The organism is Streptomyces sp. NPDC051940 (assembly GCF_040680895.1).
Taxonomy (GTDB): domain Bacteria; phylum Actinomycetota; class Actinomycetes; order Streptomycetales; family Streptomycetaceae; genus Streptomyces.
In genome coordinates, this window is record NZ_JBFAXR010000053.1 from 18775 (window position 1) to 40449 (window position 21675).

At 72.8% G+C, this 21675-nt stretch carries 17 protein-coding genes; 6 read left to right on the plus strand and 11 right to left on the minus strand.

The features are described from left to right. Positions 1–115: 115 nt before the first annotated feature. Positions 116–682: a transcriptional regulator NrdR gene (gene nrdR / locus AB0M28_RS21220; protein WP_365406937.1), complete on the minus strand. Its 567-nt coding sequence runs from the start codon at positions 680–682 to the stop codon at positions 116–118. Positions 683–1282: 600 nt separating this feature from the next. Here nrdR and lexA point away from each other — a divergent pair. Further along, complete coding sequence (gene lexA / locus AB0M28_RS21225; RefSeq protein ID WP_365406940.1) at positions 1283–2071, plus strand: transcriptional repressor LexA; 789 nt, start codon at positions 1283–1285, stop codon at positions 2069–2071. A 121-nt stretch (positions 2072–2192) separates the two neighbouring features. Here lexA and AB0M28_RS21230 read toward each other — a convergent pair whose 3' ends face one another. The 5 genes from AB0M28_RS21230 to AB0M28_RS21250 all read right to left on the minus strand — a co-directional run bounded on the left by AB0M28_RS21230 (position 2193) and on the right by AB0M28_RS21250 (position 11080). Beyond that, complete coding sequence (locus AB0M28_RS21230; protein ID WP_365406943.1) at positions 2193–4949, minus strand: glycoside hydrolase N-terminal domain-containing protein; 2757 nt, start codon at positions 4947–4949, stop codon at positions 2193–2195. A 108-nt stretch (positions 4950–5057) separates the two neighbouring features. Further along, positions 5058–7043, minus strand: coding sequence for an ATP-dependent DNA helicase (locus AB0M28_RS21235; RefSeq protein ID WP_365406946.1), 1986 nt, complete (start codon positions 7041–7043; stop codon positions 5058–5060). A gap of 94 nt (positions 7044–7137) precedes the next feature. Continuing rightward, positions 7138–7758, minus strand: a complete 621-nt coding sequence (locus AB0M28_RS21240; RefSeq protein ID WP_365406949.1) for a GNAT family N-acetyltransferase — start codon at positions 7756–7758, stop codon at positions 7138–7140. A gap of 13 nt (positions 7759–7771) precedes the next feature. Beyond that, positions 7772–9652, minus strand: a complete 1881-nt coding sequence (locus tag AB0M28_RS21245; RefSeq protein WP_365406952.1) for an IucA/IucC family protein — start codon at positions 9650–9652, stop codon at positions 7772–7774. Between the two features lie 51 nt (positions 9653–9703). Continuing rightward, positions 9704–11080 (minus strand): diaminobutyrate--2-oxoglutarate transaminase family protein, encoded by a 1377-nt coding sequence (locus tag AB0M28_RS21250; protein ID WP_365406955.1) that lies wholly within the window; start codon positions 11078–11080, stop codon positions 9704–9706. A 230-nt stretch (positions 11081–11310) separates the two neighbouring features. Between AB0M28_RS21250 and AB0M28_RS21255 the strand changes: the two genes are divergently transcribed. Then, positions 11311–12507, plus strand: coding sequence for a hypothetical protein (locus tag AB0M28_RS21255; protein ID WP_365406958.1), 1197 nt, complete (start codon positions 11311–11313; stop codon positions 12505–12507). Positions 12508–12639: 132 nt separating this feature from the next. Here AB0M28_RS21255 and recX read toward each other — a convergent pair whose 3' ends face one another. From recX to AB0M28_RS21270, 3 genes are all read right to left on the minus strand, one after another. After that, the gene (gene recX, locus AB0M28_RS21260) at positions 12640–13347 is read right to left on the minus strand and encodes a recombination regulator RecX (protein ID WP_365406961.1); all 708 of its coding nucleotides are present in this window, start codon (positions 13345–13347) and stop codon (positions 12640–12642) included. Between the two features lie 4 nt (positions 13348–13351). Further along, a complete protein-coding gene (gene recA / locus AB0M28_RS21265) occupies positions 13352–14491 on the minus strand; it encodes a recombinase RecA (protein ID WP_365406964.1) in 1140 nt (379 codons plus the stop codon). Between the two features lie 243 nt (positions 14492–14734). Continuing rightward, positions 14735–15079, minus strand: coding sequence for a hypothetical protein (locus AB0M28_RS21270; RefSeq protein WP_365406967.1), 345 nt, complete (start codon positions 15077–15079; stop codon positions 14735–14737). A gap of 183 nt (positions 15080–15262) precedes the next feature. Between AB0M28_RS21270 and miaA the strand changes: the two genes are divergently transcribed. Together miaA and AB0M28_RS21280 are read left to right on the plus strand one after the other, a co-directional pair. Further along, positions 15263–16201 (plus strand): tRNA (adenosine(37)-N6)-dimethylallyltransferase MiaA, encoded by a 939-nt coding sequence (gene miaA, locus AB0M28_RS21275; protein ID WP_365406970.1) that lies wholly within the window; start codon positions 15263–15265, stop codon positions 16199–16201. A 172-nt stretch (positions 16202–16373) separates the two neighbouring features. Next, positions 16374–17690 carry a chloride channel protein gene (locus AB0M28_RS21280; RefSeq protein WP_365406973.1) on the plus strand — a complete coding sequence of 439 codons (1317 nt, stop codon included), beginning with the start codon at positions 16374–16376 and terminating at the stop codon, positions 17688–17690. 106 nt (positions 17691–17796) lie between these two features. Here the strand turns inward: AB0M28_RS21280 and AB0M28_RS21285 are convergent, their stop codons facing one another. Both AB0M28_RS21285 and AB0M28_RS21290 read right to left on the minus strand, forming a co-directional pair. Continuing rightward, entirely contained in the window at positions 17797–18234 is a 438-nt protein-coding gene (locus AB0M28_RS21285; protein WP_365406975.1) for a hypothetical protein, read from the minus strand. After that, positions 18231–19694, minus strand: a complete 1464-nt coding sequence (locus AB0M28_RS21290; RefSeq protein WP_365406978.1) for an APC family permease — start codon at positions 19692–19694, stop codon at positions 18231–18233. The genes AB0M28_RS21285 and AB0M28_RS21290 overlap by 4 nt, the downstream gene beginning before the upstream one ends. Before the next feature lie 421 nt (positions 19695–20115). Between AB0M28_RS21290 and AB0M28_RS21295 the strand changes: the two genes are divergently transcribed. After that, positions 20116–20616, plus strand: a complete 501-nt coding sequence (locus tag AB0M28_RS21295) for a hypothetical protein (protein ID WP_365407016.1) — start codon at positions 20116–20118, stop codon at positions 20614–20616. A 116-nt stretch (positions 20617–20732) separates the two neighbouring features. Further along, entirely contained in the window at positions 20733–21590 is an 858-nt protein-coding gene (dapF, locus tag AB0M28_RS21300) for a diaminopimelate epimerase (protein ID WP_365406981.1), read from the plus strand. Positions 21591–21675 lie beyond the last annotated feature (85 nt).

Below are 21675 nucleotides of genomic sequence, written 5' to 3' on the forward strand. Positions count from 1 at the left end.
GGGCACTGTGTCGGTCTGTTTATGCGTGTTTGTACGTCTGTGTACGGGTGCTGCCGGGCGCGGGTGAGGCGCCTCGGCCGTTCTGGGGCCCGCCGTGCGGGGCGGGCGTCGCGCGTTATCCGGCGGTGGCCGGCGCGGGGATGTCCGGGCCGTGGCCCGGTCCTTCGGCGCCGGCGGGGGCGCCCTCGACCGGGGGCCGGTCGTCGAGGGGGTCCGTGCCGGGCCCCTCGGGTCCGGGGACCGCCGTCCGGAGTTCGGCGATGGCGATCTCGAAGTCCTCGAGCGTGTCGAACGCCCGGTAGACCGAGGCGAAGCGCAGATAGGCGACGACGTCGAGCTCCTGGAGCGGGCCGAGTATGGCCAGTCCCACGTCGTGGGTGGAGAGCTCGGCGCAGCCGGTGGCGCGGACGGCCTCCTCGACGCGCTGCCCGAGCTGGGCGAGGGCGTCCTCGGTGACGGGCCGGCCCTGGCATGCCTTGCGGACGCCGGCGATGACCTTGTCCCGGCTGAAGGGCTCGGTGACGCCGCTGCGCTTGATCACCATGAGCGAGGCGGTTTCCACCGTGGTGAAGCGGCGGGAGCAGTCGGGGCACTGGCGGCGGCGCCGGATGGAGGTGCCGTCGTCGGTGGTGCGGCTGTCGACCACGCGGCTGTCGGGGTGCCTGCAGAAGGGGCAGTGCACTGGTCCCACCCTCCTTCTGTCGCACATGCATGACTGTGTGCCCGGGTGGGCGGTTGAGGCCCTCCGGGACGGCCACAAGCATATGGGATGCCCATCTCCTCTTTGGAGGGGGGACCACAACTTGTGGGCTGCGTCCGCAATCTAACCACTAGATCTGGGGTCCGGTCGCCATTTTCGACGGATGGCGTGTCAGGCGGCGTGTCGCCGCCGACGGCCTCCGGAGGGGCCTCGGCGGACCCCCGAAAGCGCAACCGGAGTGGCGCCCGTGACGGCGCCGGAGCGTCACCACGGGGGCCGTCGCGCGCAACCGGAACGCGGTCGCGCGGACCGGGAGACCCCGCGCAGGGGGTGCGGCGCGGACCGGAAGAGCCTACGGGAGGGGTGCCCGCGGGTGTCGGGCGGGGGCGGAGGATGGCAGACTACGCGGACCGGGCAGCACCCACCGCGCTCCTCATTCAGCCCGAAGCGAGCCGTTTTACACCCCGTCGTTTGATCGCGTCAGCCAAACCGTAATTTTTCACTCGAACGTGTGTTTGGCGCAACCTTTCGAAACCAACTACCGTTGTCCAACCAGGGAGAACCACATCGAGAGGGGCCGACGTGACCACGACAGCAGACACCACTGCCACGGCGAGCGCAGTGACCATCGCCGCCCAGGCACTCGATCGGCAGGCGCAGCATCCCATGAGTGACGAGAACAGCCAGGACCGACCTCCCAAGCGCTCGCTCCCCGGCCGTCCACCCGGCATCCGGGCGGACAGCTCGGGGCTCACCGACCGCCAGCGGCGGGTCATCGAGGTGATCCGCGACTCCGTGCAGCGCCGCGGCTACCCGCCGTCGATGCGGGAGATCGGGCAGGCCGTGGGCCTGTCCTCCACGTCGTCGGTGGCCCACCAGCTGATGGCCCTGGAGCGGAAGGGCTTCCTGCGCCGCGACCCGCACCGCCCCCGGGCGTACGAGGTGCGCGGCTCGGACACACCGACGGTGCAGCCGACGGACACCGCGGGCAAGCCGGCCGCGTCGTACGTGCCGCTGGTCGGCCGGATCGCCGCCGGTGGGCCGATCCTGGCGGAGGAGTCGGTCGAGGACGTCTTCCCGCTGCCGCGGCAGCTGGTCGGCGACGGTGAGCTGTTCGTGCTGAAGGTCGTGGGTGACTCCATGATCGAGGCCGCGATCTGCGACGGCGACTGGGTGGCCGTGCGCCGCCAGCCGGTGGCCGAGAACGGCGACATCGTGGCCGCGATGCTGGACGGCGAGGCGACGGTCAAGCGGTTCAAGCGCGAGGACGGCCATGTCTGGCTGCTCCCCCACAACGCCGCGTACCAGCCGATCCCCGGCGACGAGGCGACGATCCTGGGCAAGGTCGTGGCGGTGCTGCGGCGGGTCTGAGCCGTCCGGCCCGCCCCGGGAGACACGTGACGGGCGCCGATGGCGCCCGTCAGCTGTGCCACTGCCGTCACACGCTCACGGCCGATGCCGTCACGCGCTCTCGGCGCCCGCCGTCACACGCTCACGCCTTGAGCGGCTTGACCTTCGCCTCCCGCCCGTTCACCCGGACCGTGACATGCCCCGAGTCCGGCGCACGGTCGGCCACCACGCGGTACGACGTGACCACCCCGTCCCGCCACTCGCAGCTGACCTCGTAGCCGCCGCGCGCCCGCAGCCCGGTGAAGGAGCCGCGCGCCTTCCACGCGTCGGGCACGGCGGGGAGCAGATCGATGGTCCCGTCGTGGCTCTGCAGCAGCATCTCGGCCAGCGCCGCCGGTATGCCGAAGTTCCCGTCCATCTGGAAGGGCGGGTGGTTGCAGAACAGGTTCGGCAGCGTGTTGTACGTCAGCAGGCCCCGCAGCATGACGCCCGCGCGGAACCCGTCGCCGAGCCGGGCGAAGAGTGCCGCCCGCCAGGGCCAGGTCCACGAGCGCCGGCTGTCCCCGGACACGGTGGCGGCCGTGAACGGTACGCCCTCCTTCTCACCGCACCGCGCCTTCAGCGACACGAGCGCCGCCGCCGCGAACTCCGGGGTGTCCGGGGTGATCTGCCGGCCCGGGTAGACCGCGAAGAGGTGCGAGGTGTGCCGGTGGATGTCGGCGGGGTCGTCGATGTCCTCCTGCCACTCCTGGAGCTGCCCCCAGCGGCCGATCTTGTTGGGTGCCAGCCGCGCCTGCATGTCGGCGATCATCGCGGCGTACGCGGGATCGGCCTCCAGGGCCCGCTCGCAGTCGAGATAGTTCTGGAACAGGTCCCAGATGATCTGCTGGTCGTACATCACGCCGTCCTCGCGCGGACCGTGCTCCGGCGACCAGCCGTCCGGCGCGACGAGCAGCCCGTCCGCGCGCTCCTTCAGCCGGTCCTCCCAGAACTGGCAGATCTCCTTGATCATCGGGTAGGCGACCGTACGCAGATAGCCCTTGTCCTGGGTGAAGGCCCAGTGCTCGTAGAGATGCTGGGCGTACCAGGCGCTGGCGACGGTGTTCCACTCCCAGGCGTTGCCGCCGAACACGCTCTGGCTGGTCCGCGCGGTCCAGCCGCGGGTGTCCGCGCCGAAGGCGTTGCGGGTGGCGACCCGGCTCGGCACCGCCACCTGCTGGACGAACCTGACCAGCGCCTCGTGGCTCTCCGGCAGGTCGGTGGTCTCGGCGGCCCAGTAGTTCATCTGGACGTTGATGTTGGTGTGGTAGTCCGAGGCCCACGGCGGCTGGTTGCTGTTGTTCCACAGGCCCTGCAGATTGGCCGGCAGTCCGTCCGGCCGGGAGGAGCTGATCAGCAGATAGCGCCCGTAGTGGAACATCGTCTGCTCCAGGCTCGGGTCCTGACCGCCCGCCGCGTACCGGGTCAGCCGGGTGTCCGTGGGCAGGGCCTGGACCGACTTGTCGCTGGTGCCCCAGTCGACCGTGACGCGGCCGATGAGGGCCTGCATCGTGGCCGTGTGCTCGTCGAGGAGCGAGGCGTACGACCGGCCGGCCGCCGCCGCGAGCGTGCGCGCCACCACCGGCGCGGGGTCCTCGCCGCGCCAGCCGGCGGCCGCGTCCAGCTTGTAGTCCGTGCGGGCGTCGAGGAGCAGCGTGAGCGTCGTACAGCGGCTGAAGCTCAGCCCGGCGCCGTCGGCGCGGACCTCGCCGTCGGCCGCCACGACCCGCACCGTGCAGGCGTGCTTCAGACCGTTGCCCATGGCGCCGGCGAAGCTCAGCCGCGGTGAGCCGTCGGACGTCTGGGCGGTCGTCGGGGCGCCGTCCTGGGCGGAGGTCAGGGACAGCGCCCCGGAGAGGCCCTCGGCGCCGTCCGTGGAGTAGCGCAGGACCAGGACGTCTGCGGTGCGGCTGGCGAACGCCTCGCGCAGGACCTGCCCGCCGGGCAGCCCGAAGCGTGTGACATGGACGCCGGTGGTGAGATCGAGGGCCCGCTCGTAGCCGGTGACGTGCTGCTGGGAGTCCGGGTCGAGGTCGACGCCGGCGAGGGCGATCTCGGCGACCTGGAAGTGGCTGATCCCCGCCTTGGGCACGAAGGTGAAGCGGTAGTAGCGGTACGCCGTGGTGTTGCCGCAGCTGAACTCCTTGGTCAGGAAGCGGCTCTCGAAGGGCCCGGACAGGGTCCGGCTGTCGAGCGTCACCCACGCGGCGCCGTCGTCGGAGCCGGCGAACGTCCACTGCTGCGGGTCCCGGTCCGGTACGTCGTTGGCGCTGGTCAGCCGGTAGGTGCCGACGACCGCCGGCTCGGGCAGCGCGGCCTGCCACTGCACCGTGGCGCCGGGCCCCACGATGCACCACTTGGTCTGCGCGCTCCCGTCGTACGACTTGTCCAGCCCCTCCGTGGAGGAGGTCTGGTACGGGCCGCCGGGGGCGGTCACCTTCGGGCGGGGCACGAAGGTGACCGCGAGGTCGCCGAAGTTCCGGTACGAGCCGAAGCCTGTCATGCTCGTGTCGAAGGCGTCGTCCGGCTGGCCCGCGAGGGCGTTGTCGTAGTTGTTGACGCCGCCCCACAGGCTCTGCTCGTTGAACTGGATCCGGTCCTCGTCGGGGCCGGCGAACAGCATCGCGCCCAGGCGGCCGTTGCCGATGGGCAGGGCCTGCGACTGCCAGTCGGTGGCAGGGGCGAGGTAGCGCAGAGAGGTGGCGGAGAGGTCGGGCATACGCCCGGCCGTGGCGGCCTGTGCGGTGGCGGCGTGTGCGGTGGCGCCGCCCACGGCCGCGCCGCCCATGAGGGAGGCGAGGCCGAGGGCCCCGCCCAGTTTCAGGATGTCGCGTCGCTGCGGATCGAATGAGGTAGCCAAAACCGTAGTCCCGTCCCAGAGATCGGTTGTATCAGCCCAACGGCCCCACATTCTGCTGGCAATTGCGCGTGCGGCACCACCCTTTCGACATCAGAGATCCGACGTATTTCAGCCCTCCGACTGCTTCGCCGCCGCGTCGATCGCCGCCAGCGACCTGCGCGCCTGGTTGCGGTCGGTGGTGTACCAGAACCCGGGCATCGACGCCCGCAGGAAGCTCCCGTACCGGGCGGTGGCCAGCCGCGGATCGAGTACGGCCACCACGCCCCGGTCGCCGGCGGCGCGGATGAGCCGGCCGGCGCCCTGGGCCATGAGCAGCGCGGCGTGGGTCGCGGAGACGGCCATGAAGCCGTTGCCGCCGGCCTTGTCGACGGCGTCGCCGCGGGCCTTGGTCAGCGGGTCGTCGGGCCGCGGGAACGGGACGCGGTCCATCACCACGAGCTGGCAGCCGGCCCCGGGGACGTCGACGCCCTGCCACAGCGACAGGGTGCCGAACAGACAGGTGCGCGGATCGTCCGCGAAGCGGGCGATCAGCTCGCCGAGGGTCTCCTCCCCCTGCAGCAGGATCGGCAGGTCGAGCCTGCCGCGCAGCTCCTCGGCGGCGGTCTGCGCGGCCCGCATCGAGGAGAACAGGCCGAGGGTGCGGCCGCCGGCCGCCTCCACGAGCTCGGCCAGCTCGTCCAGCATGTCGCCGCGGCTGCTGTCCCGGCCCGGCGGGGCGAGGTGCCGGGCGACGTAGAGGATGCCCTGCTTGGGGTAGTCGAACGGGGAGCCGACGTCGAGGCCCTGCCAGGACGGGGCGTCCTCCTCCTCGGTGCCCTCCGGGGGCAGGCCCAGCGAGGCGCCCACCCCGTTGAAGTCGCCGCCGAGCTTCAGGGTGGCGGAGGTGAGGACCACGGAGCGGTCGTTGAAGACCTTCTCGCGGACCAGGCCCGACACGGACAGCGGCGCCACGCGCAGCGACGCCCCGTAGCGGTCGTGCCGCTCGAACCACACCACGTCGTACTCCGAGCCGTGGGTGATCCGCTCGGCGACCTCGTGCACGTTCTCCACGGAGGCCAGGGCGAGTTTGCGGACGGCGTCCTCGTCGGCGACGTTCTTGTCGCGCGTGGAGCCGAGCGCGGTGATCACCGTGCGGCAGGAGTCGCGGAGCATCCGCAGCGCGTGGTCGAGGTCGTCGGGCACGGGCTCCAGCCGGCCGGGGAGGGCCAGCTCCATCAGGCGCTCGAAGTTGTCGCCGGCGCTCAGCAGATCGTCGGCGGCCTTCTCGTTGACGAGCTTCGCGGCGAGCTTCACCGCGCGGTTCACCCGGCCGGGGGTGAGCTCGCCCGTCGCCACGCCCGTCACCCGGGACACCAGCTCGTGGGCCTCGTCGACGATCAGCACCTCGTGGCTGGGGAGGACGGGGGCGCCCTCCAGCGCGTCGATGGCCAGCAGGGCGTGGTTGGTGACGATCACCTCGGCCAGCTTGGCCCGCTCGCGGGCGGCCTCGGCGAAGCACTCCGCGCCGTAGGCGCAGCGGGAGGCGCCGAGACATTCGCGGGCGGACACCGACACCTGGGACCAGGCCCGGTCGGAGACGCCGGGCGTGAGGGAGTCGCGGTCGCCGGTCTCCGTCTCGTCGGCCCAGTCGCGCAGGCGCAGCAGGTCCTTGCCGAGCTTGCTCGTGGGGGCGTGCGCCTCGAACTGGTCGAAGAGGCCCTCCTCTTCCTCCTGCGGCACGCCCTCGTGCACCCGGTGCAGGCAGAGGTAGTTCGACCGGCCCTTGAGCATCGCGAACTCGGGCTTGCGGCGCAGCAGCGGGTGCAGCGCCTCGACCGTGCGGGGCAGGTCGCGCTCGACGAGCTGGCGCTGCAGTGCGAGCGTCGCGGTGGCGATCACGACCCGGTCGCCGCTGGCGAGCGCGGGCACGAGGTAACCGAGGGACTTGCCCGTACCCGTCCCCGCCTGCACCAGCAGATGCGAATCGCCCTCGATCGCGTCCCGCACCGCCTTGGCCATGGCGGCCTGGCCGGGCCGCTCCACACCGCCCACCGCGGTCACGGCGGCGTGCAGCAGCTCGTCAATCCCCGGCCTGCCCGGGCTGTCGTCTCCCATGGCCCCACACCCTACGTCGGACCACTGACAGTGACCGACGTCACGGTCCGTGAGCGGTTCGTCACAGGGTAGTTGGTGGTCTGTGCGCCTGCGCTCACCAATGCCGCAGGGAGCGTTCCCGCACCATCAGCGCGGCCCGTTTGTCCGGCAGGGTGAGCTCGCCGTGGAAGTGGAAGCCCGCGTTGAGGAAGGCCGCGATGGACGGCGTGTTGCGCAGATCGGGTTCCGCGACGACGCGGTCGCAGCGCGGGTGGTGGTCGAAGACCAGGTCCGAGACCGCGCGCAGCAGCGCGGAGCCCACGCCGCGCCCGCGGTCCGCGGCGGAGCCGATCAGCAGGTGGACGCCCATGTCGTGGCGGCGGACCGGGTAGTACGCGGCGAGGGGGTCGCGGTCCGCGCGGTAGAGCTCCCAGTAGCTCATGGGCCGGCCGTCGAGCAGGCCGAGGCAGGGGACGCTCGGCGTACCGGCCTGGGCCCGCAGGTGGGCCGCGACGCGGGACGCCGGGCCCGCGAGGCTCCAGAAGGCGTCCACGGCCGGGTCGTTCATCCAGTGGTGCAGGAGCGGCAGATCACGGTCCGGGGCCACCGGTTCGAGGCGGAAGTGGCCGGCCGCGGTGTCGGCCGGCTTCCAGTCGGGGACCGGGAGCGGCTCCAGGTCGTCCGGGGCGGGGCGCGGTAAGGGGAGCCGCAGGACCAGCGTGTCGTCGTCGGCCACGGCCGGCTTCCTCTCAGGGGGCGAGCGGGTTGGGGATGGTCACGTACACGGACTGGGTGTCGACGGGGCCGACCAGTTCGTCGAGCCCGTGCAGCCGGGTGAGCAGATTGGCCTTGCAGCGCAGCGTCCGCGGCTCCAGCAGCCGCGCCGGCAGCGGGGTGGCGAGCCGCGCCGGCCCGTCGGTGAGGTCGGTGAGGAAGCGGCGGAAGGCGGCGAGCAGCATGGGCTCGGGGGCGAGCCCGGCGGCCCCGAACGCGCCGATGAGGCCGAGTACGTTGTTGATGCCGAGGTAGTACGCGAAGCGCTCGTCGGTGACGTCGTCGGGGACGAACGTGTCGCTGGCCCCGCCGATCCCGGGCAGGCGGCGGTCGAGGTCCTCGCGGCGGGACTCACGGAAGTAGTAACCCTGGTTGTCGCGGTAGCGGCCGCCGACGGGCCAGCCGTCGCCGTCCAGGACGACGAGGGTGTTCTGCTGGTGGGCCTCCAGGGCCACGCCCGCCTCGGCGTCGAGCCACAGCACGGGGCGGACGACGGCTTCGAGGTAGCGCAGGAACCACTCGGCGGACACGGCCGCGGCGGACTGCCCGGTCGCCTCGGCGAGCCGCCCGATGACCTCCTCCAGCCGGGACCGCATGCCGTGGTTGCCGGCGGTGGGGCGGCGGGCGGTGAGGGCGGCGATGCACAGCACGTCGTCGGTGTCGGCGAACGGCTGGTGCCGGATGACGACGTCGAGGCCCTGGACGGGCGCTCCGTCCTCGGTGTCCACGGCGAGCCACGCGGGATCGCGCACGATGTCGAACCCGACGCCGCCGGGGAAGGCCGCCGCCCAGCCCTTGGCGAGCCCGGAGCGCAGCAGCCGGTGGACCTCGACGCCCCGGTGGAGTTCCTTGCGGAGGTTCTCCCGGCGGGAGTTGGTGATGCGCAGCCCCAGGGACAGCTTGAGCATGGCGGGCGCGCCGGGGCGCAGGACGGTGCGCACCGACGAGGTGGGGTGCCAGGGCTCGCCGTACGGGCCGAGGTCGCGCAGCAGTCCGGCGTCCATGAGGCGTACGACCTCGGGCCGCGCCTGGAGTTCGCGGGCCTGCCAGGGGTGCAGGGGCAGCGGGATATGGCCGGCGGGCAGCGGCAGGCCGTCGCCGGCGAGTTCGAGGGCGAGGGCGGCGGCGGTGACGGTCCTGCCGCCGTGCGTCCAGTACGAGTCGGCGGCGAGGACGGCGGGGTTCACCGCGTACCAGTGCAGGGGGAAGGAGCCGCGCAGCTCCGGGGAGTAGGCGGCGGCTTCGGCGTCGGAGAGGCCCTCGCGGCTCTTGGGGGTGGGGTGCAGCGGGTGGCCGAGGACGAGGGACTGCTCGGCGGTGAGGAATCGGACCGGGGAGGTCTCCTCCGGCGTACGGGCCAGGAAGGCCGCCGTGCGGCGGGCGGAGTCGGCGACCCGGCCGACGAGTTCGGAGCCGTCGCGGTCGATGCACTCGCCGCCCGCCGCGTACGCCGCCTCGCGGCCGAGCAGGGCGGCGAGGGTGACGGAGTCCAGCGGCGGGGCGTCCTTGGGCGCGCCGTGCAGCACGGGGCGGCCGAAGCGGTGGTGGCCGGTCGGGGACCAGTAGCGGACGGGGACGCGCAGCGCGGCGCCGCTGGCGGGGAGGAGGACGCGCAGGGTGTCGTTCTCGGGGCGCTCCACCGCGTTCTCGCGGACCCAGCAGCGCAGCAGGCTCTCGGTGGTGGCGGCCTCGGCGGCGGCGCGGGGGTCCGGGTCCTCGACGGGGTCGGCCGCGGCGGGGCCGGTCTCGCCGCGGCGGTACTGGCGGGGTACGGCGGGCTCGATCAGCCGGGCGAGCCGGCGGCGGACGGGAGGGCGTGCGGTGGCGGCGTCGTCGTCGGCGGGGCTTGCGTTCACAACGGGTCCTCGAACGGGGGCGTATGGAATGGAGCGGGCGGGCGCGCGGTCTCAGTGGCGGCCCGCGCCGCCCAGGAGCACGGACAGGCTGGGCCGCCTGCCCCGCGGCCGGCCGCGCTCGGCCGCGGCGAGGGCGTCGGCCAGGCGGTCCAGGACGGCCTCGGTCTGCTCCTCGGTGATGGTCAGGGGCGGCAGCAGGCGTACGACGCTCTCGTGCCGGCCGCCGAGTTCGACGATCAGGCCGCGGTCCAGGCAGGCGCGCTGGACGGCGGCGGCGAGCACGGGGGCGGGCGGGTGCGGGGCGTCGCCGGCGGTGGGGTCGACGAGCTCTATGCCGATCATGAGGCCGCGCCCGCGGACGTCGCCGATGCAGGGGTGTTCGCCGGCCAGGGTGCGCAGGGCGGCCGTCATCCGCTCGCCGAGGCGGGCGGCGCGGGCGGGGAGTTCGTTCTCCCGTACGTAGCGGAGGGTGGCGGCGCCGGCGGCCATCGCGAGCTGGTTGCCGCGGAAGGTGCCGGCGTGGGCGCCCTGCGGCCACAGGTCGAGGTCCTGGTCGTACACGACGACGGCCAGCGGGAGGCTGCCGCCGATGGCCTTGGACAGGACCATCACGTCGGGGACGATCCCGCTGTGCTCGACGGCCCAGAACGTGCCGGTGCGGCCGACCCCGGTCTGCACCTCGTCGGCGATCAGGGGGATGCCGCGCTGTTCGGTGAGGCGGCGCATCCGGCGCAGCCAGCTGTCGGGCGCGGGGATGACGCCGCCCTCGCCCTGCACGGGTTCGACGATCATCGCGGCGGCCGGCTCCACGCCGCCCTTGGGGTCGGCGAGGAGGTTCTCGGTGTAGCGGGCGGCGAGGTCCGCGCCCTCCTCCCCGCCGGTGCCGAAGGGGCAGCGGTAGTCGTACGGGTAGGGCAGCCGGGTCACGCCGGCGTCCGAGGCCGGCGGGCCGGAGCTGCCGCCGACGCCGAGGGCGCCCGCGGTCATGCCGTGGTACGCGCCGGAGAAGGCGAGCACGCCGCCGCGGCCCGTGGCGGTGCGGGTGAGCTTGAGCGCGGCCTCGACGGCGTCGGTGCCGGCCGGACCGCAGAACTGCACGCGGGCGCGGTCGGCGAGGCCCGCGGGCAGGGTGTCGAACAGCTCGGTGGTGAAGTCGTCCTTGACCGGCGTCGCCAGATCGAGGACGTGCAGCGGGGCGCCGGAGTCGAGGACGGAGCGGATGGCCTCCAGCACGACGGGGTGGTTGTGTCCGAGGGCGAGGCTTCCGGCGCCGGAGAGGCAGTCGAGATAGCGCCGGCCGTCGGCGCCCTCGATCGTCAGACCGCGGGCGCGGACGGGCACGATCGGCAGTGAGCGCGCGTACGTGCGTGCGGTCGATTCGCGCGTGGCCTGGCGGCGCAGGATGGCCTCGCGGTCTGCTGCGAGCACGGCGCTCCCCTCCGTTCGGGTACGGGGGGCCGGGTCTTCCCCCGTACGTATCAACGACAGGAGCGGCGGGGGAGCACGGGCAGTCTGAAGATCCTTCCGGCGGCCTGCGGGCGGAACGGAACCGCGAGCCCCGCCGGGCCGTCCCCAACTGCACCGGCATGGTGGCGGCTTGGCCCCACCAGTAGGGTCCGGGCGTTCGAAGTATTCAGACATGTGGGGGAGTTCGAGTCATGCCCGTTACACGGAACCGCCGAGCCGGCGCGCCGCTGGTCCGGCATGCGGGTGTCGCACGGCGCGCCGCCGCCGTGTGTGCGCTGGTCACGGCGCTGGCGCTGACCGGCGCGGGGTGCTCCGGGGACGACGGAAAGACGGCCGACGCGAAGCCGAGCGCGCCGGGCGGGCTGGATGACCTGGAGCTGCCGAGCGATCTGGAGTCGTCGCTCGAGGGCCTCGGGATCAACCTCGACGAGTGGAAGAACGGCGCCTGGAAGAACTGGGACCAGGACGACTGGCTGCGCGAGGCCGAGGACTTCATCAACCCGGTCATCGAGGACCTGTGGGGCCCGGAGCGGATGCGCGACGCGGACCAGCCGCCGGAGGAGCAGGTGCCGGCGGACACCGGGGACGAGCAGGGGGTGACGGACCCGGAGCCGCAGCGGGTGGAGGCCACGGAGATCGACGCGCCGTACCGGGAGAACGCCTCGCCCGTGGGGAAGGTGTTCTTCGACGGGCCGGAGGGGTCGATGGTGTGCTCCGGCACGGTGGTCGCCGATCCGGCGAACCCGGGTAAGTCGAACCTGGTGGCGACGGCAGGACACTGCGTGCACGCCGGCAAGACCGGCGGCTGGTACCGCAACGTGGCGTTCGTCCCCTCCTACAACGACGCCGGCAAGCCGGCGGACCAGCTGGAGAACGCGCCGCGCGACGAGCTGGCGCCGCTGGGCGTGTGGTGGGCGGACCAGGCACGGACGACCGACGAGTGGATCGCGCAGGGCCAGGCGGAGGGCGGCGCCGGGGCGCCGTACGACTTCGCGATGCTGCGGGTGAAGCCGGAGGACGGCGGGGCGGCGTCGCTGGAGGAGACGACCAAGGCGGCCGTGCCGGTGTGGTTCGACGCTCCGAAGGTGGCCGACGCGGTGGACGTCACGGCGATGGGCTATCCGGAGGCGCCGCCCTACGACGGGCAGCGGATCTTCTCCTGCGCGGGCGACCCGGGCCGGCTGTCGATCGACCCGGACCAGCCCACGATGTACCGCATGGGCTGCTCGATGACCGCGGGCTCCTCGGGCGGCGGCTGGTTCGCCGAGCGTGACGGCGGGCCGGCGCTGGTCTCCGTCACCTCGATCGGCGCCCTCAACCAGGTCTGGCTGGCCGGCCCGCATCTGGGCCAGGAGGCCAAGGGCGTCTTCGACCAGGTCTCGGGCTGACCCACACGAGCGAGGGTGGGGTACGCCGGGGATCGGGCGTGATCCGTACGAGCGCGGGATGCGTTCAGCCCAGGGCATGATCCGTACGGCTGGGGCGGGGCCGGTGGCGGTCCCGCCCCTCGCCGTGGGGTCTCAGTCCCACTCCCCCAGCTCGTCCGTGTCCTCCCCCTCGGCCTCCAGCGCCTCGCGCACCACCCGCAGGGCCAGGCCCTCGTTGTAGCCCTTACGGGCGAGCATGCCGGCGAGGCGGCGGAGGCGTTTGTCGCGGTCCAGGCCGCGGGTGGCGCGGAGTTTGCGGGCGACCAGCTCACGGGCCGTCTCGAGCTCCTGGTCGGAGTCGAGCCGCGCCACCGCCTCGCTGATCAGCGCGGGGTCCACGCCCTTGGTCCGCAGCTCCCCGGCCAGTGCGCGCCGGGCCAGCCCGCGGCCGTGGTGGCGGGACTCCACCCAGGCCGAGGCGAACGCGGCGTCGTCGATGAGGCCCACCTCCTCGAAACGGGAGAGCACCTCGTCCGCCACCTCCCGGGGGATCTCCCGTTTGGCCAGCGCGTCGGCGAGCTGCTTACGCGTCCGGGGCGTCCCCGTGAGCAGACGCAGGCAGATCGCCCGCGCCCGCTCGGCGGGGTCGGCCGGCGGCCCGGAGGGGGCGCGCTCCCGCCCGCCCTGCTCCCGCCCGTTCGGGTCCAGCCCGCCCCGCTCCCGTCCGTTCCGCCCCCGGCCGGTCCGCGACGAACGGCGCGAGCCGGCCGGACGGACGCCCTCCTCCTCGCCCTCGCCGCTCGTCGGGAGGAGGGCCGCGTCGTCAGCCGTCTGCGGGACCCACTCCGTACGGCGGGTCACCGACTCAGGCCTTGGCGGTGGCCTTGGCGGCCTTCGCCGTGGTCTTGGCGGGGGCCGGGACGGTCTTCTTGTCCGCCGCCTTGTCGTCCGCGGCCGCGGACGGAGTGGCGGCGTCCGCGGCGGACTCGCCCTCGGCGGCGGCCTCGGGACGGACGCCGATGCCCAGCTTCTCCAGGATCTTCTTCTCGATCTCGTTGGCGAGGTCGGGGTTGTCCTTGAGGAAGTTGCGGGCGTTCTCCTTGCCCTGGCCGAGCTGGTCGCCCTCGTACGTGTACCAGGCGCCGGCCTTGCGCACGAAGCCGTGCTCCACGCCCATGTCGATCAGACCGCCCTCGCGGCTGATGCCCTGGCCGTAGAGGATGTCGAACTCGGCCTGCTTGAAGGGCGGGGCGACCTTGTTCTTGACGACCTTGACGCGGGTGCGGTTGCCGACCGCGTCCGTGCCGTCCTTCAGGGTCTCGATGCGGCGGATGTCCAGTCGCACCGAGGCGTAGAACTTCAGCGCCCGGCCACCCGTGGTGGTCTCGGGGGAGCCGAACATCACACCGATCTTCTCGCGGAGCTGGTTGATGAAGATCGCCGTGGTCTTGGACTGGTTCAGCGCACTGGTGATCTTCCGCAGCGCCTGGCTCATCAGCCGGGCCTGCAGACCCACGTGCGAGTCGCCCATCTCGCCCTCGATCTCCGCGCGCGGGACGAGCGCCGCGACGGAGTCGATGACGATGAGGTCGAGGGCGCCGGAGCGGACCAGCATGTCGACGATCTCGAGCGCCTGCTCGCCGTTGTCGGGCTGGGAGAGGATCAGGTTGTCGATGTCGACGCCGAGCTTCTTGGCGTACTCGGGGTCGAGGGCGTGCTCGGCGTCCACGAAGGCCACCTGGCCGCCGGCCCGCTGGGCGTTGGCGACGGCGTGCAGCGTGAGGGTCGTCTTGCCGGAGGACTCCGGTCCGTACACCTCCACCACACGGCCGCGCGGGAGGCCGCCGACGCCGAGGGCGACGTCGAGAGCGGTCGACCCGGTGGAGATCACCTCGACGGGCTCGTTGGGCCGCTCACCGAGGCGCATCACGGCGCCCTTGCCGAATTGCCGTTCAATCTGGGCGAGAGCGGCGTCAAGGGCCTTCTCGCGGTCGGTCGCTGCCATGGGCTCCACCCGGGATGTCTGAGTCGATCGCTTCACGTCCACGACGCTAGCGGGTACCACTGACAATCCGCCGAGACGTCGCGCCGGCCTGTGGAAAACTGAAGGAGAGCGGCTGTGCCGCCCCCTGGAAACACGGGGCCGGAGACACCATCTGAATGGATGTTCGATTTTGGTGTCAAGCCGGACGCGAGGGCGGCGCGTCGCCCGCGCCGCCGTCCGGCAACGGGCGTCGCGCCGGAGAAGCTAGCCGCGGACGTCCTCGCCCGCCCCGCTGTCCGCGGCCTCGCCCGCGGACTGCTGCTTGGGGATCTCGGCGGCCTCGACCACCGCGGGCTCCGCCGATTCCGCGCCCCCGGCCTCCGCCCCGACCCCGGCGACGGCCTCCTCCGCGCCACCCTCGGCAGCAGACTCCGCCGCTTCGGCGGCCGGCTCGCCGGCGGGCTCCCGAGCCGGCTCCGCAACCCGGGCCGCCTCCGCGGACCCGGCGGCCTCCGCCGACCCGGCGGCCTCCACAACCGGCTCCGCGGCCGCGGCGGCGTCGCTCGACGGCTCACCCTTGCGACCAAGCAGCTTGGCCAAAACGCCCATATCTACTCCATAACTGACTCGTGTGGGCGAAATCCCGGACCGCCCGGAGCGTCTCATTGCGCCGCCCCGGCATGTCGGTCCAGCAACCGGCGGCCGGAACCTCGCAACGGCCAACGACGCCGCCGACGGCACGTCACGTCGCTCGTTCGAGGGGCGGCCCCGGTGTTTGGGAGACTGATCTCCGTGAACACCAAGCCGCACCGCCCCCAGGTCGTCGCCGTCGTCGGCGCCACCGCCACCGGCAAGTCCGATCTGGGCGTCGCCCTCGCCCGCCGGTTCGGCGGCGAAGTCGTCAACACCGACTCGATGCAGCTCTACCAGGGGATGGACATCGGCACCGCCAAGCTGACCCCCGCCGAGCGGCAGGGCGTCCCGCACCATCTGCTGGACGTGTGGGACATCACCGAGACCGCGAGCGTCGCCGAGTACCAGCGCCTGGCCCGCGGGGTGATCGACCGGCTGCTGGCCGAGGGCCGTACGCCGGTGCTGGTGGGCGGCTCCGGGCTGTACGTCCGCGGGGCCGTCGACGCGCTGGAGTTCCCCGGCACCGACCCGGCCGTACGGGCGGCGCTGGAGGCGGAGCTGGCGGAGCTGGGCTCCGGGGCGCTGCACCGGCGGCTGGCGGAGGCGGACCCGGCCGCGGCGGCGGCGATCCTGCCGAGCAACGGACGGCGGGTCGTCCGCGCGCTGGAGGTGATCGAGATCACCGGCCGGCCGTTCACGGCGAACCTGCCCGGGCACGAGTCGGTCTACGACACCCTGCAGATCGGCGTCGACGTCCCCCGTCCCGAGCTGGACGAGCGGATCGCCCTGCGGGTGGACCGGATGTGGGAGGCGGGCCTGGTCGACGAGGTCCGCCGGCTGGAGGCGGAGGGGCTGCGCGACGGGCGCACCGCCTCGCGCGCCCTCGGCTACCAGCAGGTGCTGGCGTTCCTGGCGGGCGAGTGCACGGAGGAGGAGGCGCGCGCCGAGACCGTACGCGCGACCAAGCGCTTCGCCCGCCGTCAGGATTCGTGGTTCCGGCGGGATCCGCGGGTGCACTGGCTGAGCGGCGCCGCACAGGACCGCGACCTCCTGGAGTCACGCGCGTCCGAGCTGCTGGAGCGGGCGGCCACGGCCTGAGGCCCACGACGTAACGCCCCCAGCGGGCAGCTCACGGCGTAGGAACCGACGGCCGACGGCCCTGTCCGCACCGCGCCGCCGCCCCACCCGTTCGCCCTCCCCGGCATGCGTCGCGCCACGTCCGCCCGTTGGATGTGGCCATGGCCGACAACGACATCCGCCGCGGACGCCCATGACCGCCCCAGCGGAGGCACGGCCCTCCCCCACCCTGCGCGAACTCCTCCTCAACCGGGGCTATCTGCGCCTGCTGCTGTTCTCCCTCCTGCTCGGCGTGCCCATCGCCCTGGCCTGCTTCTTCTTCGTCAGCCTCCAACACTCCCTGCAGCACTGGGTCTGGGAGTCGCTTCCGGAAGCGGCCGGCTTCGACCGCGCGCCCTGGTGGTGGCCGCTGCCCGCGCTGCTGCTGGCCGGGCTGATCATGGCGCCGATCGTGACCCGTATGCCCGGGAGCGGCGGCCATGTGCCCGTCTTCGGGCTCGGCGGCCCGCCCGTCGGGCCGGACGCGCTGCCGGGCGTGGTGCTCGCCGCGCTGGCCACGCTCCCGCTCGGCGTGGTGCTGGGGCCGGAGGCACCGCTGATGGCGGTGGGCAGCGGGCTGGCCCTGCTCGCGCTGCGGACGCTGCGCGCCGAGCCCGAACCGCGGGCGGGCGCCGTCCTGGCCACCGCCGGTTCCACCGCGGCGATCTCCACGATCCTGGGCGGTCCGGTGGCGGCCGCCGTCATGGTGATCGAGGCCGCCGGGCTCGGCAGCGCGCAGCTCGTCGCCCTGGTCCTGCCCTGTCTGGCCGCCAGCGCGGCCGGTGCGCTGGTCTTCACCGGTTTCGGCGAGTGGACGGGTCTGTCGATCGGCGCCCTGCAGCTCCCCGAGGTTCCCCCCAATGTCAATCCCGACGCGGGGGACTTCCTGTGGGGTCTGCCGGTGGCCGTCCTCATCGCAGTCGTCGTGTCGGCCTGCCGCACCCTCGGGCACCGCACCGTGGCGTGGACGAAGCAGCAGACAGCGGTACGGACCGTCCTGTGCGCCGTCGCCGTCGGCGGCTGCCTCACGGCGTACGCCCTGCTCACCGACCGGTCGCCGGAGGAGGCGGCGCTGTCCGGCCAGACGATGCTCGGCAAGCTGGCCGCCGATCCGCACGCCTGGTCCGTGGCCGCCCTCGTCGCCCTCGTGGCCTGCAAGGGCCTGGCCTGGGGCATCTGCCTGGGCAGTCTGCGCGGCGGTCCCATCTTCCCCGCGGTGCTCATCGGGGCGGCGGCGGCCATCGCGTGCTCGGGGCTGCCCGGGTTCGGCGCGACCCCCGCGCTCGCGGTCGGTATGACGGCGGCCACGGCGACGGTCACCGGTCTGCCGCTGACGAGCGCGGTCCTCAGCGTCCTGCTGACGGGGCCGGACGCGTACAACCAGATGCCCCTCATCGTCATCTCGTCGGTGATCGCCACGCTGACCACGCAGTTCGTGCAGCGGAAGGCGCCGCAGGCCGCCCACGCGTGACGCGGTCCCCACGGAACCCCCGAAGAAGAAGCCCCCGGCGGGATGACCCCGCCGGGGGCTTCTTCTTCCAGAACCTCCAGACCTTCCGGCCGGAGCGCCAGGAGACTCAGCGCCGTACCGTGTCGTCCGTCTTCAGGTCGTCGATCCGGTCCTGGATCTTGGAGAGCTTGTCGGGGCAGTAGATCTCCAGCACCTTCGCCTCGGCCCGTACGACCTGGGTGTCGGAGATGACCGGCCGCTGGCCGGGGCCCGTGGCGCCGTTGGAGAGGTTGACCTTCCACAGCCCGGACTCCAGCGCGCTCGCCGGGTCGTCGCACACGGGGCCGCCGTCCGTGCCGAGTGTGCGGGCGATGGCCGCGGCGTCGGGGCGGGGGTAGCCGGCGGCCTCGGCCGCGTCGGCGAGCTGGTTCGCCTTCTTCGTGGCCTCGTTGGTGGTCTTCACGCTCTCGTACTGGATGAGGCCGATGACGGCGATGACGACCAGCATCACGATGGCGCCGATGTAGATCCACTTGTGCTCGGAGGCGAAGCGGGTGGGGCTCATGACGTGGCCTCCTCTTCCCGTGCGGCCTCGGTCTGCCAGCTCGGCTTCCTGAACTTCAGGAACAGCCAGGGGATGAGCAGACCCAGGATCACCAGGCCGCCGCCGACGATGACGACGTACTGCAGCACGCTGTTGCCGCCGAACTGCGAGGGCGGTACGAACCCGATGCACAGCGCCGCCAGCGAGGACAGCAGGCCGACGACGCACACCAGCCCGAGGGCGGGGGTGCGGTAGCCGCGCGGATGGTCGGGCTTGTTCTTCCGCAGCCGCATGGCCGCCATGAACATCAGCAGGTAGACGATCAGATACACCTGCGTGGTGATGGTCGAGAAGATCCAGTAGACGCTGGAGACGTCGGGGATCAGCGCGTATCCCAGGGCGATCACCGAGGTGACGATGCCCTGCGTGACGAGGATGTTCTGCTGGATCCCGTACTTGTTGAGCTTCTGCAGGAACGGCGGCAGGTAGCCCTCGCTGCGGGAGATCTCCAGCAGGCCCTTGGACGGGCCGGCCAGCCAGGTGAGCATGCCGCCCAGCGAGGCGGAGATCAGGGCGACGGCGGCGATCGGGGTGAGCCAGCCGATGTGGAAGTACTTGAAGAAGGCGTCGAACGCCTGCATCACACCGGCCGTCAGGCTGAGCTGGCTGGCCGGGACCACCCAGCTGATCGCCAGCGCGGGCAGGATGAAGATCAGCAGCACCATGCCCACGGCCAGGAACATCGCCTTGGGGAACTCCTTGGCGGGCTCCTTCAGCGAGGAGACGTGGACCGCGTTCATCTCCATGCCGGAGTACGACAGGAAGTTGTTCACGATCAGCACCAGGCTGGCCAGACCGGTCCACTGCGGCAGCAGATGGGAGCTGTCCATCGGCGCGGCGGACGGGTTGCCCTGGCCGAGGAAGATCATGCCCAGGACCACCAGCAGGGTGCCGGGGATGAGGGTGCCGATGATCAGGCCCCACTTGGAGAGCCCGGCGAGCGCCTCGGTGCCGCGGGAGGAGACCCAGACGCCCGTCCAGTACAGCACCATGATCACGATCGCGGTGTAGACGCCGTTGGAGGCCAGGGACGGATCGATGATGTACGCGATGGTGCTCGCCACGAACGCCAGGAGGCTCGGGTAGTAGAAGATCGTCATCGCGAACTGGCACCACACGGCGAGGAAGCCGAGGGGCTTCGACAGGCCCTCGCTGACCCACCGGTACACGCCGCCCGACCAGCCGGAGGCCAGCTCCGCCGACACCAGGGCGGTCGGCAGCAGGAACACGACCGCCGGCAGCAGGTAGAGGAACACGCACGCCAGCCCGTACACGGCCATGGTGGGCGCGGCACGGAGGCTGGCGACCGACGCCGTCGTCATCATGGCCAGCGTCACCCAGGTGAGCGTGACCGGAGGACGGTGCACGGCCGCCCGGACGGCCTGTTTGGGTACGTCCGCCGGGACGTCCATGGAACTCATAAGCGGCTCCCTGCCTCGCCGGGCACAGCCCCGAAGGCCATGCGCTGGCTCCAGACTCGTGTCGTACGGGGAGGGGCGCACCGCTCTCCGGGCCGTTCGGGTGAGACGAACGACGGCTGCGGACGCCCCGTCGCGATCATGGTTCCGGTCGGCACCGACCGTGATCGTCCCCGGGCCGCGGGCCCTTGCTCCGGGCGGCTCAGGGGCACGTCGCGCCTCCCGCGCACCGGCCCCTCGAACGACCGGTCACAGCCTGATCACGTGATGGCATCGGGACGCTCTGACGGCCCTTTCGGCGCCCGGCGGCATGCCATCATCGATTGCGATCGAGCCGTGTCGAATACACGCTTCCGCGTGGGGCGCGCACGGCTGTCGGAGCAGTGTTCCGCAGGTACGCCGGAGGTTGGGAGGGCACGTGGCGATGGAGGCCGGCCCTCGTGACAGCCGTCAGGATCCCTCCCCAGGCCCCGGCGGACGGGACGGCGGTTACGCGCTGGGCGCGACCGGCCCGCTGCCGGACGAGACGGCGGAGCTGCTGCACGACGCCCCCCTCGACGAGACCGATCCCGCGGTGACCGTGGGTGAGGAGTCCTTCCGCGAACTGCGTCCGCCGCGCCTGCTGCGCTTCTGGCAGCTCGCGCCCATCATCGGCTGCGCCGTGATCGGCTCCCTGATGTTCGCCTTCCCGCTCGCCTTCGAGTTCGGGGACGGCGGGGCGGTCGTGGCGATGCTCGGGCTGCTCATCTCCCTGTCGGCCGGCGGCTGGGCGCTGATGGCCGCCCGCCGGGTCGGTTACGTGCTGCCCGGGCTGAGCGGAGGGGACGCGGAACAGCGGACGGACTGGCGGGTCGTGCTGCTCTACGCCGTGACGGTCGCGGTGGTGGCCGTTCTGGCCATCTGGCGGATCGCGCGGCTGCGGTAGAACGGACGCCGCTTGAGCGGGACGCGCACCGCCTCACCTTCACCGGAACACCCACCGCACTCCGCGACGCCCACCGGCCGCGTCGGCCGTCCACCGCACCCCGTACGATCGGGAACGTGACCTCCGCTCCGCTGCACTTCCTCAAGGGCCACGGCACCGAGAACGACTTCGTGATCGTTCCCGACCCCGACGGCCTGATCGACCTCTCCCCCGCCGACGTCGCCCGCCTGTGCGACCGGCGCGCCGGTATCGGCGCGGACGGAGTGCTGCGCGTGGTGCGCTCGGCCGCGCATCCGGAGGCGGCGCGTCTGGCCGGCGAGGCCGAGTGGTTCATGGACTACCGCAACAGCGACGGTTCAATCGCCGAGATGTGCGGCAACGGCGTGCGCGTCTTCGCCCGCTATCTGCAGCACGCGGGCCACGTGGAGGCCGGCGATCTGGCCATCGCCACCCGCGCCGGGGTCCGCCGCGCGCATCTGGCGAAGGACGGCGACGTCACGGTGCGCATGGGCGCCGCGCGGCTGGTGGACGGCGAGGTCACCGTGTCGGTCGACGACCGCTCCTGGCCGGCCGCCAACGTCAACATGGGCAACCCGCACGCCGTGGCCTTCGTCGCCGATCTGGCGGACGCCGGGAAGCTGTACGACGCACCCGCGTACTCCCCCGCCGCGGCCTACCCGGACGGCGTGAACGTCGAGTTCGTCGTGGACCGGGGCCCGCGGCACGTGGCGATGCGCGTGCACGAGCGCGGCTCCGGCGAGACCCGCTCGTGTGGCACGGGCGCGTGCGCCGTGATGGTGGCGTCCGCCCGCCGCGACGGCGTCGACCCGGCGGTCACCGGCCGCCCCGAGACGTACACGGTCGACGTCCCGGGCGGACGGCTCGTCATCACCGAACACCCGGACGGCACTGTGGAGATGACGGGCCCGGCGGTGATCGTCGCGGAGGGCACCACCGCGGCCGGCTGGCTGTAGGGCGGCGTACGGGAACGGACCGCGGGGCCGTACGGGAGCCTTCCGCGGGGGCGTACGAAATCGGTCCGGGGCACCCAACACCCTG